The following is a 14740-nucleotide window of genomic DNA, read 5'->3' as shown; positions in this document are numbered from 1 at the left end:
AAAAAAAGGGAATATGGGTGGCATTGTTTTTGGCATCACTCTTACTCATTACTGAGTTGATTACTCCCGTGGATTCCTTTGTTCAGGAAATTTTAAGGGCCATTATTCTGGTTTCAGTCAGTGTGATAACAGTGTTCATTAGTGAAAAAATAGAGAAAACACAGATTAAACTAGTGATCAGTGAAGAAAAATACCGTAACATAGTAGAAACCACACACGAGGGCATAGTAGTTGGAGATACCCAGGGAACCATCCTTTATGTTAATCAGAGAATGTGTGAACTGTTGGGGTATGAAAGAGAGGAACTGGAAAATCATAATATTTTTGAATTTACACCGGAAGATAAACGAGATCTACTGGTTGAAACCAGAAAAAAAGTAGTGGAAGGCGAAAAAATTGCTTTTTACCCGGAATTCCACAGAAAGGATGGTTCTAAATTATGGACATTGGCCCAGGCCTCTCCCTTATATGATGATCAGGGCCAGTACATGGCCAATCTTTACATGCACAGTGACATCACTGAACTTAAAAAAGCCAGAAAGGCACTGGAAGTGTCCTATGCTCAGTTGGAGAAAAAGGTGGAGGAACTACCCGGGAATTAAATGAAAGTGAAGAAAAATACCGAAAGCTTTTTGAAAAAAACCCTGATTATAGCATACTTTTCGATAAGAATGGCGTAATTATGGAAGTTAATGAAGCCACAGTTAAGATGATGGGTTTGTCAAAGGAGGAAATAGTGGGTAAAAAATTCACAGAATTAGAATCCATACCTCCCGAAAATGTGTCCTCTATTTTAGAGGAGTTATTCAGCATATTAGGGGGAAAAGAGATTAAACCATTTGAATCCAAATTTATAGATGGTAATGGCGATATCCATTATATTATAATCCACGCCATACCTTTTCTGGAGAAGGGGAAGGTTGACCGTATATTGGGAATAGGTGCAGATATCACCCAGCTAAAAAAAGCACAAAAAAGGATAATATCCTCTTTAAATGAAAGGGAAGCATTGTTAAGGGAAATTCACCATCGGGTGAATAACAATATGCAGATCATTTCCAGTTTGCTCAACCTCCAGACCCTCTACGTCCGTGAAGATGAAACTAAGGAAGTTCTTCGGGACAGTCAAAGACGGGTTAAATCCATGGCCATGGTACACGAAAATCTGTACTTGGCTGGTGATCTTAGTCACATCAAATTTAAAGAATACACCGAGAAGCTTGTTTCGGATATTTTCAGTACTTACAACCGTAAAACTGATGATATAAAGTTTATTTTAAATATGGTGGGAATTGAACTGAACATGGAGACGGCCATACCCTTAGGTCTCATAATTAATGAACTGGTGACCAACAGCCTTAAATTTGCCTTTCCAGAGAATGAAGGTTCAATAAGCATTGAACTTGAAAACAATAATGGAAAATTCGTTTTATCTGTCGCTGATGATGGAATAGGTTTACCCCCAGATTTTGATTTGAACAAAACATACTCTCTTGGCCTGCGATTAGTTAAAAATTTAGTAATCCAGCTGGATGGTGAAATAACCCTGGATTCCAGTCAGGGAGCAGAATATAAGATTACTTTCCATGAATTGGATTATAGTGAAAGGTTGTAATTGTCTTTTTCAGGTTTAAGATGTAGTGGATGGGATTTTTTTGTCATGTGCCTTTGATTATCTTACATATACTTACTTATCAAGTATTATGGTCTCTTACTTCTCAAGCAGGATAGCTGAAGATTTAGAAATTAGGGGAAATGTATTTAAAAAATGTTAATTAAGTGGTAGGTACATATCATTTTACAAACTAATTTGAGGTAAACCCATATTGAAACTTAACAACATAACTCCTGATCCAATTGTATCGGAAAAAAAGACCTGCACTGGTCCAGAAGACACTGGAAAGGAAACCAAAATGGTAGTACTCCAATCCATTGGTTATCCCTTCCTGTGCAACCTGGTGGAGAACCCTAAAATTGAGATATTCGACACTGAACTTTTCGAACTCTATGCCCTGGAGCAGTGGGCAGGTTATACAGTGAAAGAAGGTTCATTCCTTTTCGACCAGAAATTACTGCCTGATTTTGCATTTAAGGTGATAAAGGCCCATCCCGATGACTCACGCATAACCCAGAACACTTCCATACTTCTCATGGAGGTGGAAGAGGTTCGTGAGGTCAAGAAGGTGGAAAGTAACTTTAAAATGAGTGATGTTATTGGTCAGGATCGGGCCAAGACCAAGTGTAAAATCATTACCAAGTACCTCCAGGAACCAGAAACATTCCAGGGATGGGCACCCCGTAACGTCCTTTTCCACGGAACTCCGGGTACGGGTAAGACCATGCTGGCCAAATCATTATCCCATGAAATGCAGGTCCCTCTCTTCCTGGTTAAGGCTACCAGTCTTATTGGGGAACATGTGGGTGATGGGGCACGTCAGATACACGATCTTTTTGAAGCAGCATCAGCCTGTGCACCAGCCGTGATTTTCATAGATGAAATAGATGCCATTGGTCTGGACCGTAAGTACCAGTCCTTACGGGGTGATGTTTCCGAAGTGGTCAATGCCCTTTTAACTGAACTGGATGGAATCAACCCCCACCTGGGTGTGGTAACCATTGGAGCTACTAACAATCCTCAATTACTTGATTACGCACTTAGGAGTCGTTTTGAAGAGGAAATTGAGTTTGTTCTTCCGGATGAAGGTGAAAGGAAAAGGATACTGGAAATGTACATTGAATCCATGCCTTTACCAGTTGATGTTAACGTGAAAAAACTGGCCAGCCTATCCAAGGGCATGTCTGGTAGGGATATAAAGGACCGACTGCTTAAAGTGGCGTTACATAAGGCTATATCCGAAGACCAGGAAAATGTTACCTGGGAAAACTTTCAGTACGCATTGAAACATCATGAAAAAGAGAAAAACGAACCCAAAGGCATGTTTGCCTAATTCTCTTTTTTTAAATTAACTAATTTCTAACTATTTTTTCCCATTTTTTTTATCTTTAGTACCCAGATTAACATTAAGTGGGGAAACAGTTTTATCCTGAAAATCATCATACTGTAAATCTAGTATAAGTCATTACTCCGGTTATTAGGGAAATAGTAAATTATGGGATGTTGTGGACAATAATTTAATGGATGGGGAAAGTCTTGGTTGCCAATAGAAACTTAAAAATTATTTTAAAGGATGCCGCAGGTTATGCACTTTCGGACTGGCGCAATTTTTTGATACTGGGGTTAATACTGCTTTTAGCGGACCATGTTATGGATCTGTATTCGGCTTCCACTGGTAACAGTGTACTGGATATTTTAATACTGGCATCCATTGTGGGAGTTGTCATCTTATTGTCTTTTATTGAAATAGGATATGGGTTCCGTATAGTGGAGGAAACAGTTGAAGGATCAACCCGCCCGCCTAGTTTCCATCATCCCTTAAATCTTTTTGTCCATGGAATAAAAGAGAGTCTGATTCTCATTGTTTATTTTATTTTACCTTTCTTATTAGTGGTTCTTGGGCTTTCTGAATTAGGAGACCTTTTAGATTTTGATTCACAGTGGGGAATGGCCCTGCTGATTCTGGGCATGCTGGGTTTCTTAGTCTGTTTCAACATCGTGATGCAGGGGGCGATTTTGACCATGGCTCATCATCGTGGAAGCCTCCGCTGGGGATTTAACATGCCCCAGGTATTTAAAAAGATAAGAATGGTCGGTCTGAGGAACATGTTCATGGTTACGATTATTACGGGGATAGTGCTTTACATTATCCGCCAGATACTTTTTGATGCACTCCATGAAATACCTTACTTGGGTTCTACTGTGGGAGAGTTAATAGCTACAGTTTTAATAGCTCCCTTCCTCCTGATAGTTACCACCCGTTTACTGGGATTAATTGATGTACAGGGGTAAATAATAATGACTCCCTTTAAAATTATTGTTAGGTAGAGTAGTGAGGAACTTGGATTGGATTTTAAGTTCCTTGATAAAATAAATGAATTGTAAAATAAATCTAGGGGGATGTATTAATCTACGAGGATGTATTATAAAATAAGATAGTGTATCAGTTTTTATTCTTGAAAATATACTTGGCCGTGTTTAGAACATCTTTATTATTATTTTCCGCGGCTTCTTTTAGGTTATGAATGATGTCTAAAAACACACGATCTACCACCACCTTGGTAAGGTCATCAACCACCTTTTCCTTACCATTCATATCTCCCAGCTTGCGGAAGGCCTTCTGGGTTTCCCGCGTTCTTATGGTCTCGGCCTGAGCCCTTATCTGAGCGATAACTGGTTCCACTTCCAGGTGTCGCAGTGATTTTTCCAGGAGTTCTAATTCATTGGCAATGATTTTTTCGGCTTCCTTTGCTTCGGTTTCCCTTATTTTTTTGTTTTTATCGGCTATACCTCTTAAATCATCAATGTTATATAGTTTAACCCCTAACTGGGCAACTTCCTCTTCAATATCCCGAGGATTGGCAATGTCAATCATCACCATGGTCTGGAGATGTTCAGGGGGTACAGCCTCACTCACCTTCTCCTGGGTGAGAATATTGTGTGGTGCTCCGGTGGCACTGATAACCACGTCGGCATCGGACATTGCTTGGGATAAACTGTCAAAATGAATGGCACTCCCCCCCAGCTCCTTGGCCAGGCAGACTGCCCGGTCGTAGGTGCGGTTGGCTACTACAATCGCCTGGAGATGTTTCTCCACCAGTGCTTTGGCCACCAGTGTTCCCATTTTACCGGCCCCAATAACCAGCACTTTCTTACATTTAAGGTTTCCGAGAACAGATTCTGCCAAATTCACTGCAGCAGAGCCTATTGAAACTGAACCCTGATTTATTCGTGTTTTTTTACGTACAGATTGTCCTACGTGTATGGCTTTGGTAAAAACAGTACTCAGTACCTGACCACAGCAACCAGTTTTAACACTAACTTTGTAAGCATCCTTTAACTGGCCTAATATTTGGTCTTCGCCAATGATCATGGATTCCAATCCGCATGAAAGTTTTAAAACATGTTCAAGGGCTTTTTCATCCTTTTCAACTACCAGCCCGTTCCAGTGATAGTCCAGGGGAGATTCATCCATGACCAAATAGATTTCTGCGCGGTTGCAGGTTTTCAACTGGATAAATTCCTGCACTTGATGTTCTTTCTGTATTTTCGCGAATATGTCCTCCATGGTACTGGTGGACTCTTCAATTTTATTGATATCCGCGGTTTTGTGGTCAATTCGGATGTTAAGAATCACTTTAACCCTCCTGAATACTGGAAGATGTATTTGTATTACCTTTTTTCAAATTACCCTGGTGGTTTTTACTAGGCTTAGTATAAACTAATAATTAGGTAATGGATTTATGCACTGTTTTTAGTTATTTATTAATTTAGGTCACGAGGGGCCTGGATAAAATGGACAATGTAATTTTTGGCCTCTTCCAGTTTTCCTCTATCTAAAAATTCATTAACCTTTTTATCATTTAAGATTTGGTATAAATAATCACGACGCTTCTTTTGATCTGGTACCTTTTCCTTCAATAACTCACGGGTGAAATGCTGTAATTCCAGTTGAAGGATATCTTCTTCACTCACCACGGCCTGGATGCGCTTTCGCAGTTCTTTGGCCATAAGCGGGCTTTTACCCTGGGTGAAAATGGAAAACTGTACATCTTTAATAAAAAATGAGGAGGGAACAATGATATTTCCCTTTTCCGGGTAGTCAGCACGATTTACAAGTTTATTTTCAGCTAACCGGGCCACTTTTTGGTTCAATTGGTGATCTCCACTGGCTACTACTACTAAATCTGCCCAATCTATCCACTGTGGAAGTTCAGCACGAGGTTTGGGGTTAGCTCCTAATTTTATCAGTTGGGAAGGAACTTTACCTCCACTTATCACTACATTAGCCCCGGCATCCAGAAAACGAAGCGCTCTTCGCTGGCCGACTTCCCCGGCTCCAACCACCAGGACATTTTTATCCGGCATCTTTAGGTAGAGGGGAGTCCATCCCATCTTCACACTTCCGCTCAGATTTCCAAATTTTTCATCCGGAGAACCTTAATTGCAGTTTTCAGGTCGTTACCACATTCCGAGAGAACCTGTGAAGCCTCCTCTAGGGAGACATTGAATGTGTCGGCCAGTGCTTTAATGCTCTCCTCGTTGTCGGTAGGTTCATGACCTACCAGTTCCTGTGATAACTGGTGTTTTAAATCCATGTACTCTTCACTGCTCATATCAATTCTGCGCAGGACCATATCCCTTAGGGGGCATGGTTTGGATGGTTTGCAGCACCACACCAGGGATCCAAAACAGGTTCCTTCGCCCTCACCCAGACGAGTTTTTTCTCCAAATTTCTCTTTAATCTCTACATACTCTTGAGGAGTCATTCCTGCCTCTTCAAGAGCGAATACAATAGGACAAGGTTTAACAGGTGGACAACAAAAAGTCAAAGCTCTTTTATCTCCCCCTCGGCATACATGTGATGGTGAATCTTCCCAAGCCATCTTATTCCTCCTTTAACATTTTTTTCTTCTCTGAAGGGGTTAAATCTTCCACAATATCAGCGGGTAAACCGGTTTTAAGGATTTTTCCTCCTCTCATGAGGGCGGCCCGGTCACAGACATCCAGTACAAAGTCCATGTCGTGGCTTATAATAACAAAGGTTTGTTTCAATTCATCTCGGGCCTTCCGGATGGAATCAGTAACCTGCACCCGGGTCATGGGGTCCATGGTACCGGTTGGTTCGTCAAGGATGACGATGTTAGGTTCTTTAATGAGAACCTGGGCCAGTGCCACCCGGTGTCTTTCTCCCCCACTCAGTTCATCCGGATATTTGGTGATTATTTTTTCAGCATATTCTTCATCAAATCCCACAGCGTTCAGCACATAAAGTGCTTTCATTTTAGCAAATTCTGCAGGTAATTCCAGGCTTATTGCTTCAGTTAAATTTCCCAAAACATTTCTGTGGGGATAAAGGCTGTATTCCTGGTGTAATATTCCCAGGTAGGGTTTAACCCGGCCCCTGCCGAATATGCCCTTTTCAGTCATATCTATCCAGTTATCCCCTAATTTAACCATGATCTGCCCACCACTGGGGTCGGTGAGACCATAGAGAATACGGGAAAGGGTGGTTTTACCGGCTCCGGAGAGTCCAACCACTCCGAATATTTCTCCTTCATCAATAACCAGGTCTATGCCATCTACGGCCTTAACCACTCCTCGATCAATGGAATAGTAATGTTTTTTCACGCCTTCCATTTTTATGATGGGGCCACCGGTTTTAAATTCAGTTTTCTTCTCTGGTAGGGGAACCTGGTCCAGGAAGCTCTGCACTACAGTTTCGGGGTTCCCTTCTTCCACAATTTCTCCCTTCTCCAGCCAGATAACATGGTCCGATAACTGGCGCATAACTTCTGGCCAGTGAGAGGTGATGACCATGGTGGTTCCCTTTTCTTTCACACCTTCAATCAGGGCTTGGTGGATTAATTCCGCAGTTTGAGGGTCAAGTGTACCGGTTGGTTCGTCTGCTAAGAAGAGCATTGGTTCTTTAGCAATTTGTCTAGCCAGAACAACTCTCTGTTTTTCCCCACCAGAGAGATCACGTGCTATATGAGTGATCCGATGGGTCATCTGAGCCATGTCCAGAAGATCTATGGCCATGTAGGTACTCTCTTCTTCATCACGCCCGGTGATTGATTTTATAACGTTATCAATCACCGTGTCATCTTCGTAAAGAGCAAATGTCCTTTGTAGCATAATGGAGATACGGCGTTTGATTGCAGCGAAATGTTTACGGTCAGTGTTCCAGAAATCGATTTCATGGGCTTCAAAGGCAATTCCGCACTGGCAAAGGTTCCCAACCATGGAAGGAGGTTCTACTCTTAGACACTGTGGGCAAACAGCTACATTGTAAATGATTCGACCTGTGGTAGGGCGATAGTCCTTCATCCCCCTTAACATATTGATAAGGACGGATTTTCCAGAACCGCTTCTTCCCAGAATACCCAGAACTGCACCTTCTTCTATGGTTATGTTCAGGTTTTTCAGGATTTCCACACCATCAAAAGTTTTGGTGACGTTTTCCAATCGTATAAAAGACATTTAACCACCTTTTTTATAACAATCAAATTGAATGAGTAATCCCTCTCAAGCTTTTTTTGATCATTAGTTGTTTATCTATATGATTTCCTATTAAAAATTTTATTATATTAAAAAAATATCCTCTGCTATATTTGGGACAGATCAAAGGATAGTGTTCCCTTAATGGCAGCCCGGGCAATTGATATTCCATCGGCACCTGAAGCCAACATTTTCCGGGCAGATTCAATATCCCTAATGGAATTGTTACCAATAACGAACAAATTAGTTTCCTGACAAATAGATTGGACTGTATCATAATCAGCAGTGTCCAAACCAGGATACATCGCATCTACATGGAGAAAATTTGCCCCAGCACGGTCAATGACCCGTGAAACTTCGAGGATATCCACACCAGGTACATTAGCCCGTATCTTAACCGATACTTTACTTTTTGACTTTTGTACCACTTCTCTGGTGAATTTTTCTAGGTAGGGAATGTTTTCCATAAGTGCCTGGCCACATCCCAGGTTGGTTATCTCCGGCTGCCGACAGTGGGCATTGATCTCCACCACATCCACATTTTTAAGTTGGGAAACTGCAATAATGGGTTCGGGAGTAGTAGCACGAAGATTAACCGAGAGCATACCGTTCCACCTGTCCTGATCCTTAACCATCCGGGATTGTTTTTCCAGATGAGGTATTAATTCGCCGGGTTTCAGGTCAAACTCTGGCCTTCCACGAGATAATATACTTTGGCCTGCACTAATGGTGGCTGAATCTGCATTATAACCTCCCAGGGTTACCATGTCAAATCCAAGGGTTGTCATATGCCGGCAAAAAGCACCATCTGTGATACCGGCCATGGGGGCTAGGACTTTAATAAATTCAACTCCAAATAGGTTTTTAGACAAATCTGTTGTTAGCTCAAAATCTAATACCAATATGGTTCCAAAGCCTTAATTTCTAATTGATAGGTAAGATAACAACCGATAGATTAAAAAGATTTGGGAAAATTAATATTTTTTTAACTTAAACTTATTCCTTCATAACGTGAACTAGATTGTAGGTACAACCGCCTCTGATTTCTTCCAGGGCCAGATCAGCAAGGTTAGCTGCTTTTTCTGCGTTAGGCCCCTTTCCAACACCGGCTTTAAGGGCGATATTAGTTTCTTCTTCTATTTCTTCGATAATGGTAAGTAGTCCTTCTGGGTTCATACCATTACAGGGAGACATGAAGTTATCTCCACCAATGAAAAACAGTAAAGAACCTTTCTCAATTAATTTTTTCATTAAGAAATGTTGCACCCGGTTAACTATAAAAGAAGTGTCGTATGCAGGAATAATATCCGTAAGCGAATCAGTGATTCCGTTTATATCAATATGGGCAATCTGCACAAAGCTGTCATCTGGTTTTACCAGGCCTTCAATGGCCAGTATTTCGCTCCGTTCCTCGGATTGTGCTCCTCCATATTTTTGAAGTGCACTGGTAGCGCTTCGCTGTGCTTCATAGGGAGTTTCAGCAGTTCCCACGCCCATACTCACGGTTATAGGGTAACGGTTGTTGATGGACTTCTGTATACGCAGGTGGTGGTCCATATCCACGCCGTTGGTGACCGCCAGCATGTTATCAAAGCGGGTGAAGAAGACCAATCCCCCTTTGACTGCGAATTGCCTTTGAAGGTCGGCGTATAACTCTGCCTGCAGGATCTGCAGGTCTGCTTCGGCCCGTGGTGTGGGGGTAACTGTCCAGGGTCCGTAGTTGTCAATTTGAATTAAAGTCATTTGTATCATACATTTTCACCCAAAGTACATCTGGCTAAATTAATCTTATCTTCCATATTGGTCATGATGGTCTGTGTTATCATAACATCTAATATTAGTTTTTCTATTTCTTCCTGGTGATTGGCATCCACCTGGTCAATAATGATCCTATCCATAAAATCTTGATACATGCTGGCCACTCCCCGGACGGAAACTTCATGACCTTTGGCCTGCATGAACTTGGCTGCCGGTCCGCTAACTGGTTTATCACCCACTATGGGGGATACACCCACAACATAAGTTTTTTTAAGTGCCTTTTTAACTCCTTTAGCAGAAATTATCGGCCCAATGGAGGTTATGGGGTTTGATGGTCCAATAACCACCATATCTGAGTCTTCAATGGATTCAATTAAACCAGGGGCAGGATCCACCTTTTGGCAACTCACATCAAGTACCTTGGCTTTTCCCTGATTTTCCACCAGGAACTGGTGAAATCCCATTGATCCCTGGTCAGTAGTTATGGTGATCTGAGATTGCTGGTTACTCATGGGAATTACCGGTGATTTAATTCCCAGTTCCTTTCTCTGAATATCCACCGCCTCAGAGAGGGGGTGTTCTTTCATTAACAGGGTTTTTTGGATCTTCATGGCCCGGTCACGATCCCCGATGCGGAGGGTTTCCGGACACCCGATCTCCTTTAACCGATCATGGGTTATAAAACTATCATCCTTCACCCCGTACCAGGTGTCCTCATTGATGATCCCCGCCAGGGTGTAGAGTACGGTATCCACATCCGGGGCCACGTAAACTCCGGAAAAATAGTCATTTTCCAGGGTATTAACGATTACCGTGATATCTTCGGGGTTCACCATTTTTACCATCCCCTGCAGGAGTTTGGGGGTGCCGGTTCCACCAGAAAGGACGCTTATCATTTTATTATCACTCTAGATTATTTGTTGTATTAGATGTTGTAGATAACGATAGCCAAAAGCACGGCTCTAAAATTCCTAAGATCTAAATCCCCTTACCTATATGCACTATCTGTATTATTTGACCAACTGAAGTTTGACTTTATATTCAAATAAAATCCTATGGACATTAATGAACATTGAGTTCCTTTAAAAGCCGGCTTCTTTCCTTTTTTAATTCTTCCAGCACCTTGGGGTCACAGGATTCACTTTTTTCCAGGTGGGCTATGGTGATGGTTATTGCTTCTAGCTGGGTTTCGATCTGATTTACAGACATATTATCAACTCATTACCTGATCATGGATTTAAATCATTTTTTAAAAATTCCCCTTTGAAAAATGATTCACATGTTTTTTAAAGCTTTTTTGAAAGTTGTATGATCATTATTGATAAATATTTCCCAAAGTTCCTGTTCATTTTCTGAAAACATCGTATTTCTTTGGCCTTATTAAAGATTTGATGGTGGCAGATTCACTTCGGAGCTTCTGGAAGTAACTAACACCCCGTAAGATAACAACGGGTATTCCCTCATCGGCCTGACCCATTACCAGAGAAGCTGCAGAGGATAATTCATCAGCCACAGCTATACTGGTGGTTTTAAGTTTTCGTCCGTATAAGTCCAGCTCACCTGCACGGTCCCAAACTGGTCGTATGCCTGAAATCCCGATGGACGTTCCAATGGCACCTTCACGGAAGGCTCGCCCCTGTGTATCGGAGATTATCACTGCAATATTCTTCCCAGTTTCATCCTCCAGGGTTTTCCTTATTTTACGGGCACTGGAATCTGGATCTGTGGGTATCGGTTTGGCCAGCCCTTGATCCACATTTGATTCATCAATACCGGCATTGGCGCACACAAAACCGTGTTTGGTTTCAGTGATAATGAAGTCCGGTCCAACCTCCACCACCTCTACCGATTCCTGGAGTATGGCCTCCACCAGGTCTGCGTCTTTGCCTGTAGTATTAGCCATGTTTAAGGCCTTTATACTGGGCTTGATATCCTTTAGGTTTATTACATTACCTTCTGATTTGGCAATGGCAGTTTCGGCAATAATAAGGATATCCCCTTCAAAAAATTGAATGTCCTGTTTTTCCATGGCCTTTAAAATGAGTTGGGAGAGATCATCTCCCTTTTTAATGAGGGGAATACCTTCGAGTCCTATAATTTTAATCTCCATGTCCATGCACCGAATTGGATTTGATAGTAGATGTGGTTGTAAATCTAGGGATGTTACGGATTTTTCCTGGTTCCTTTGATTGATTTAAGATAATGGAGTTCCGGATGGTGTTAATTAAATTGATTCCAGTTTCCAGTTTTCCTTACCAAAAGCAGCAGCAGAAGTGACGGGATTGGTGAAATCTTTGAATTTACCCTGGTCCATTATATACTGAGCAGCTTCCGCCACGTTACCTGCAGTAAATTCCACTTCATGGGGTTCGATGTGTTCGTAAGTGGATATGTAACTTGCTTCACCTGCAGGAACCTTTTCCACCTGTACCTTTTCGTGGGTAACAATACCGATGTATGCTTCTCCGTCCATGGTGACTGCACCGGCAATACGGGGGGTGTTGAAGTCATCCTTCTCGTAGTCCATGGTCATAAGGGAAAGGGCCAGAGAATCCCGGATACTCATACCAGATGCGATTTTCTCGGCAATGACATCAGTGTGGGAACCATTGGAAACCACAGCCACATCATCCACCAGACGTATGCAATTGTAGGCTATGTAGGGGCTTACAAAGACATCTTTCTCATGGCCTTCCTTGGGAACCACTGCCACCCTGTCCGGAAAAGTTCGGGTGATCCGGTTGGGAAAAGAACGGCTGGACACCCTGTAGGCTACAAAGTTACCGGTTTCATTACTTCCAACTGCTAATATTCTTCCTAGATACATTTATTTCACCTTTCAAACATTCATTTCAATTCCAAGTGTGGTTATGCAATGAAGAGATTGTATACATTCTATTACTGGAAAACTAGTAATAAGTTTTCAAAGTTGCAGTAAACTATGTATTGAATTTAGTAGTAAGTAACGGTCCAAGTCAGGTCAAGTCTGGGGAATACTGACTGCCTTTTCTGGACTCATACCTGGTGGTGCGGTAATGACAATGGACCCATCTTTGGGTTTGATTATGATTTCCCCTTCGTCTATTACTTGGGTATGGATGGCAATGGAGCTGTCACGGATGTAACTGGACATATCCACTCCATTGACAGTGACGGTTTTAAGACCAGTTACGGGGAAGAGGTAGTACTCGGAATTTCCGCTACTTTGACTTACCTGGGGTTTACCCGAAGAACTGGAATCAGCAGCTACGTGGAAGCTGCTGGTAACCATTAGAAATATGAGAATGGTGAAAATAACATCAATGAGGGGAACCAGGTTTACCCGGGCCTGTTTGCTGCGCAATTTTCTGCGGTAACTTGTGGTATCAATGGCCATTTTATAAAATCCCCTTATATTTTTATTAAGTGCACTGCTTATTGTTTTAGTTTACTTTCCACAACCCGGGCGTCGGTGTTGCATTTTTCCCGGATCACATTACCAATACTTTTTTCCAGCATGTGGGGGTTCATGGAAATCCAGATGTTAGCATCCTTATCCTGGTGCAACTCTTTAACTTCTATTACACCATCAGATTCCTTTAAAGCAGTAATCACGTTTTCAATATCTGAATCAACTTTTATACGCATCTCTGCGGATCGCCAGTTGGTCATCTTTTTGGCGATTTCTATTTTATCCAGTTCATCCTCTATTTTACTGTTAATATGGGTGTAGAGGGGTAGGATTATTATGGCCACTGCTAGACCCATTATGGTGGTGATGAGGGCCACGTAAATACCTTCGGCCATTCCGGTGGCACTGGCATTTACTCCCATGGCCTTGAAAGTATACCACATTCCCAGAACAGTTCCTATCAGCCCTAAAAGAGGTGCTATTTCGATTATAGTTCTGATTGTGTCCATTCCTTTGGTCATACGTCCCATTTCTACGATGAACACCCTTTCCATAGCATCTTCCACTTCTCTGTTGCTACGAAAACCTATCTTCAAAGCTTCGGCAACGATCTTAGAAATAGGGTTCTGATAACGTCCAATAGAACGTAATGCTTCTAGAGAACCACCACGGTCCATGGCTTTGTTTACTTCGCTCATGATCTGGGGTAGTCCTACCTGTGATATTTTGCGCAGGTAATAGATTTTCTCGGCAGAATAGAATATACCATAAATTCCGATTATGGTGATGATATAAGTGATGACTCCCCCACTTTTGAACATCTCCAGTATGGTGTTGAAGGAGCCGGCAAAAAATTCGTATATCATTGGTTATCCTCGCATTAAATTTATACTAGGCTCAATTAATTTGCCTTTGTTTTGTTTGTATAAAAAGATTGTTTTTTAGAAATCGGTTTCTTAAGAATTATGGTATTGTTAAGAAGTTTTTCCAATTCCACCCTACTGTTCCCCCTTAGGATTTATCCCTGCATTTTTTCTACAGTGGCCCATGATCGGCGTATAAAGTCCGGGAGTTCCTCAGGGGACTCTTTGGTAATTATTTTTAGAAATTCAATGGTACGGGGGTCGCTGGGATAACCAGATCCTACATTTTCGTAGGTCTTTTTGATGATCTGAATGGCCCGGTCACGTTCTACCTTGGCGACTATGGATGCTGCAGAAACAATGGGGTAACGGTCATCTGCTTTATGCTCCGCCACAACCCTCAGTGGGGGGTGTATGGTTTCCAATTCATGGGTAAGTCTTTCTGGTTTAACATCCATGGAGTCAATGAAACAGGTGTCCGGGGTCGACTCAGAGATGATACGGTTGATGGCCAGTTTTTCAATTTCATTCAAGTTAACATTCCGGGCTCGCAGATTATCAATATCCTGGGCAGTGATATGCACGGTATGGCACTGGGCAATTCTTTTTATT

17 protein-coding genes and 1 pseudogene (1 of these 18 cut by a window edge) are annotated in these 14740 nt (G+C 42.0%); 5 read left to right on the top strand and 13 right to left on the bottom strand.

The genetic code is table 11. From position 1 onward, the window contains the following. Positions 1-29: 29 nt before the first annotated feature. The 5 genes and pseudogenes from CIT02_RS06170 (at position 30) to CIT02_RS06150 (ending at position 3907) form a co-directional block, all read left to right on the top strand. On the top strand, positions 30-602 hold the full coding sequence (locus CIT02_RS06170) for a PAS domain S-box protein (protein ID WP_292610642.1): 573 nt from the start codon (positions 30-32) through the stop codon (positions 600-602). 14 nt (positions 603-616) lie between these two features. Further along, positions 617-1234, top strand: a pseudogene (locus CIT02_RS06165) (histidine kinase dimerization/phosphoacceptor domain -containing protein); the annotation flags it as partial. A 48-nt stretch (positions 1235-1282) separates the two neighbouring features. Beyond that, complete coding sequence (locus CIT02_RS06160; RefSeq protein WP_363124162.1) at positions 1283-1615, top strand: sensor histidine kinase; 333 nt, start codon at positions 1283-1285, stop codon at positions 1613-1615. A 211-nt stretch (positions 1616-1826) separates the two neighbouring features. Continuing rightward, positions 1827-2948: an AAA family ATPase gene (locus CIT02_RS06155; RefSeq protein ID WP_292610640.1), complete on the top strand. Its 1122-nt coding sequence runs from the start codon at positions 1827-1829 to the stop codon at positions 2946-2948. Positions 2949-3139: 191 nt separating this feature from the next. Further along, positions 3140-3907, top strand: a complete 768-nt coding sequence (locus tag CIT02_RS06150) for a DUF4013 domain-containing protein (RefSeq protein ID WP_394340413.1) — start codon at positions 3140-3142, stop codon at positions 3905-3907. Positions 3908-4058: 151 nt separating this feature from the next. Here the strand turns inward: CIT02_RS06150 and hemA are convergent, their stop codons facing one another. From hemA to rnhB, 13 genes are all read right to left on the bottom strand, one after another. Continuing rightward, positions 4059-5252 carry a glutamyl-tRNA reductase gene (hemA, locus tag CIT02_RS06145; protein ID WP_292610636.1) on the bottom strand — a complete coding sequence of 398 codons (1194 nt, stop codon included), beginning with the start codon at positions 5250-5252 and terminating at the stop codon, positions 4059-4061. 128 nt (positions 5253-5380) lie between these two features. Further along, a complete protein-coding gene (locus tag CIT02_RS06140; RefSeq protein WP_292610634.1) occupies positions 5381-6010 on the bottom strand; it encodes a bifunctional precorrin-2 dehydrogenase/sirohydrochlorin ferrochelatase in 630 nt (209 codons plus the stop codon). Positions 6011-6024: 14 nt separating this feature from the next. Then, positions 6025-6501, bottom strand: coding sequence for a methanogenesis marker 9 domain-containing protein (locus CIT02_RS06135; protein WP_292610632.1), 477 nt, complete (start codon positions 6499-6501; stop codon positions 6025-6027). A gap of 1 nt (position 6502) precedes the next feature. Beyond that, positions 6503-8098: a methyl coenzyme M reductase system, component A2 gene (atwA, locus tag CIT02_RS06130; RefSeq protein WP_292610630.1), complete on the bottom strand. Its 1596-nt coding sequence runs from the start codon at positions 8096-8098 to the stop codon at positions 6503-6505. Between the two features lie 125 nt (positions 8099-8223). Continuing rightward, entirely contained in the window at positions 8224-8940 is a 717-nt protein-coding gene (locus CIT02_RS06125; protein ID WP_292614917.1) for an MJ0144 family RNA dihydrouridine synthase-like protein, read from the bottom strand. A 172-nt stretch (positions 8941-9112) separates the two neighbouring features. Continuing rightward, a complete protein-coding gene (locus CIT02_RS06120) occupies positions 9113-9868 on the bottom strand; it encodes a GTP cyclohydrolase III (RefSeq protein WP_048073046.1) in 756 nt (251 codons plus the stop codon). Next, positions 9865-10770 carry a 2-phospho-L-lactate transferase gene (cofD, locus tag CIT02_RS06115; protein ID WP_292610626.1) on the bottom strand — a complete coding sequence of 302 codons (906 nt, stop codon included), beginning with the start codon at positions 10768-10770 and terminating at the stop codon, positions 9865-9867. Before cofD ends, CIT02_RS06120 begins: the two co-directional genes overlap by 4 nt. 166 nt (positions 10771-10936) lie before the next feature. After that, the gene (locus CIT02_RS06110; protein WP_171824047.1) at positions 10937-11083 is read right to left on the bottom strand and encodes a hypothetical protein; all 147 of its coding nucleotides are present in this window, start codon (positions 11081-11083) and stop codon (positions 10937-10939) included. Positions 11084-11219: 136 nt separating this feature from the next. After that, positions 11220-11984: a coenzyme F420-0:L-glutamate ligase gene (locus CIT02_RS06105; protein WP_292610620.1), complete on the bottom strand. Its 765-nt coding sequence runs from the start codon at positions 11982-11984 to the stop codon at positions 11220-11222. 114 nt (positions 11985-12098) lie between these two features. Continuing rightward, positions 12099-12701 (bottom strand): IMP cyclohydrolase, encoded by a 603-nt coding sequence (locus CIT02_RS06100; protein ID WP_292610618.1) that lies wholly within the window; start codon positions 12699-12701, stop codon positions 12099-12101. Positions 12702-12854: 153 nt separating this feature from the next. After that, entirely contained in the window at positions 12855-13250 is a 396-nt protein-coding gene (locus CIT02_RS06095) for a biopolymer transporter ExbD (protein WP_292610616.1), read from the bottom strand. A 38-nt stretch (positions 13251-13288) separates the two neighbouring features. Next, positions 13289-14131, bottom strand: a complete 843-nt coding sequence (locus tag CIT02_RS06090; RefSeq protein WP_292610614.1) for a MotA/TolQ/ExbB proton channel family protein — start codon at positions 14129-14131, stop codon at positions 13289-13291. A 152-nt stretch (positions 14132-14283) separates the two neighbouring features. After that, on the bottom strand, positions 14284-14740 hold the 3' portion of the coding sequence (gene rnhB, locus CIT02_RS06085) for a ribonuclease HII (RefSeq protein WP_292610611.1). Its footprint extends 164 nt past the window's final position; 457 of the gene's 621 nt are visible here — the last part of the coding sequence; the start codon falls outside the window, past its right edge; the stop codon is at positions 14284-14286.

The sequence above is a fragment of the Methanobacterium sp. BAmetb5 genome (genome assembly GCF_003491305.1).
Lineage (GTDB): Archaea > Methanobacteriota > Methanobacteria > Methanobacteriales > Methanobacteriaceae > Methanobacterium.
This window is presented reverse-complemented; position numbering and strand designations above follow the sequence as displayed.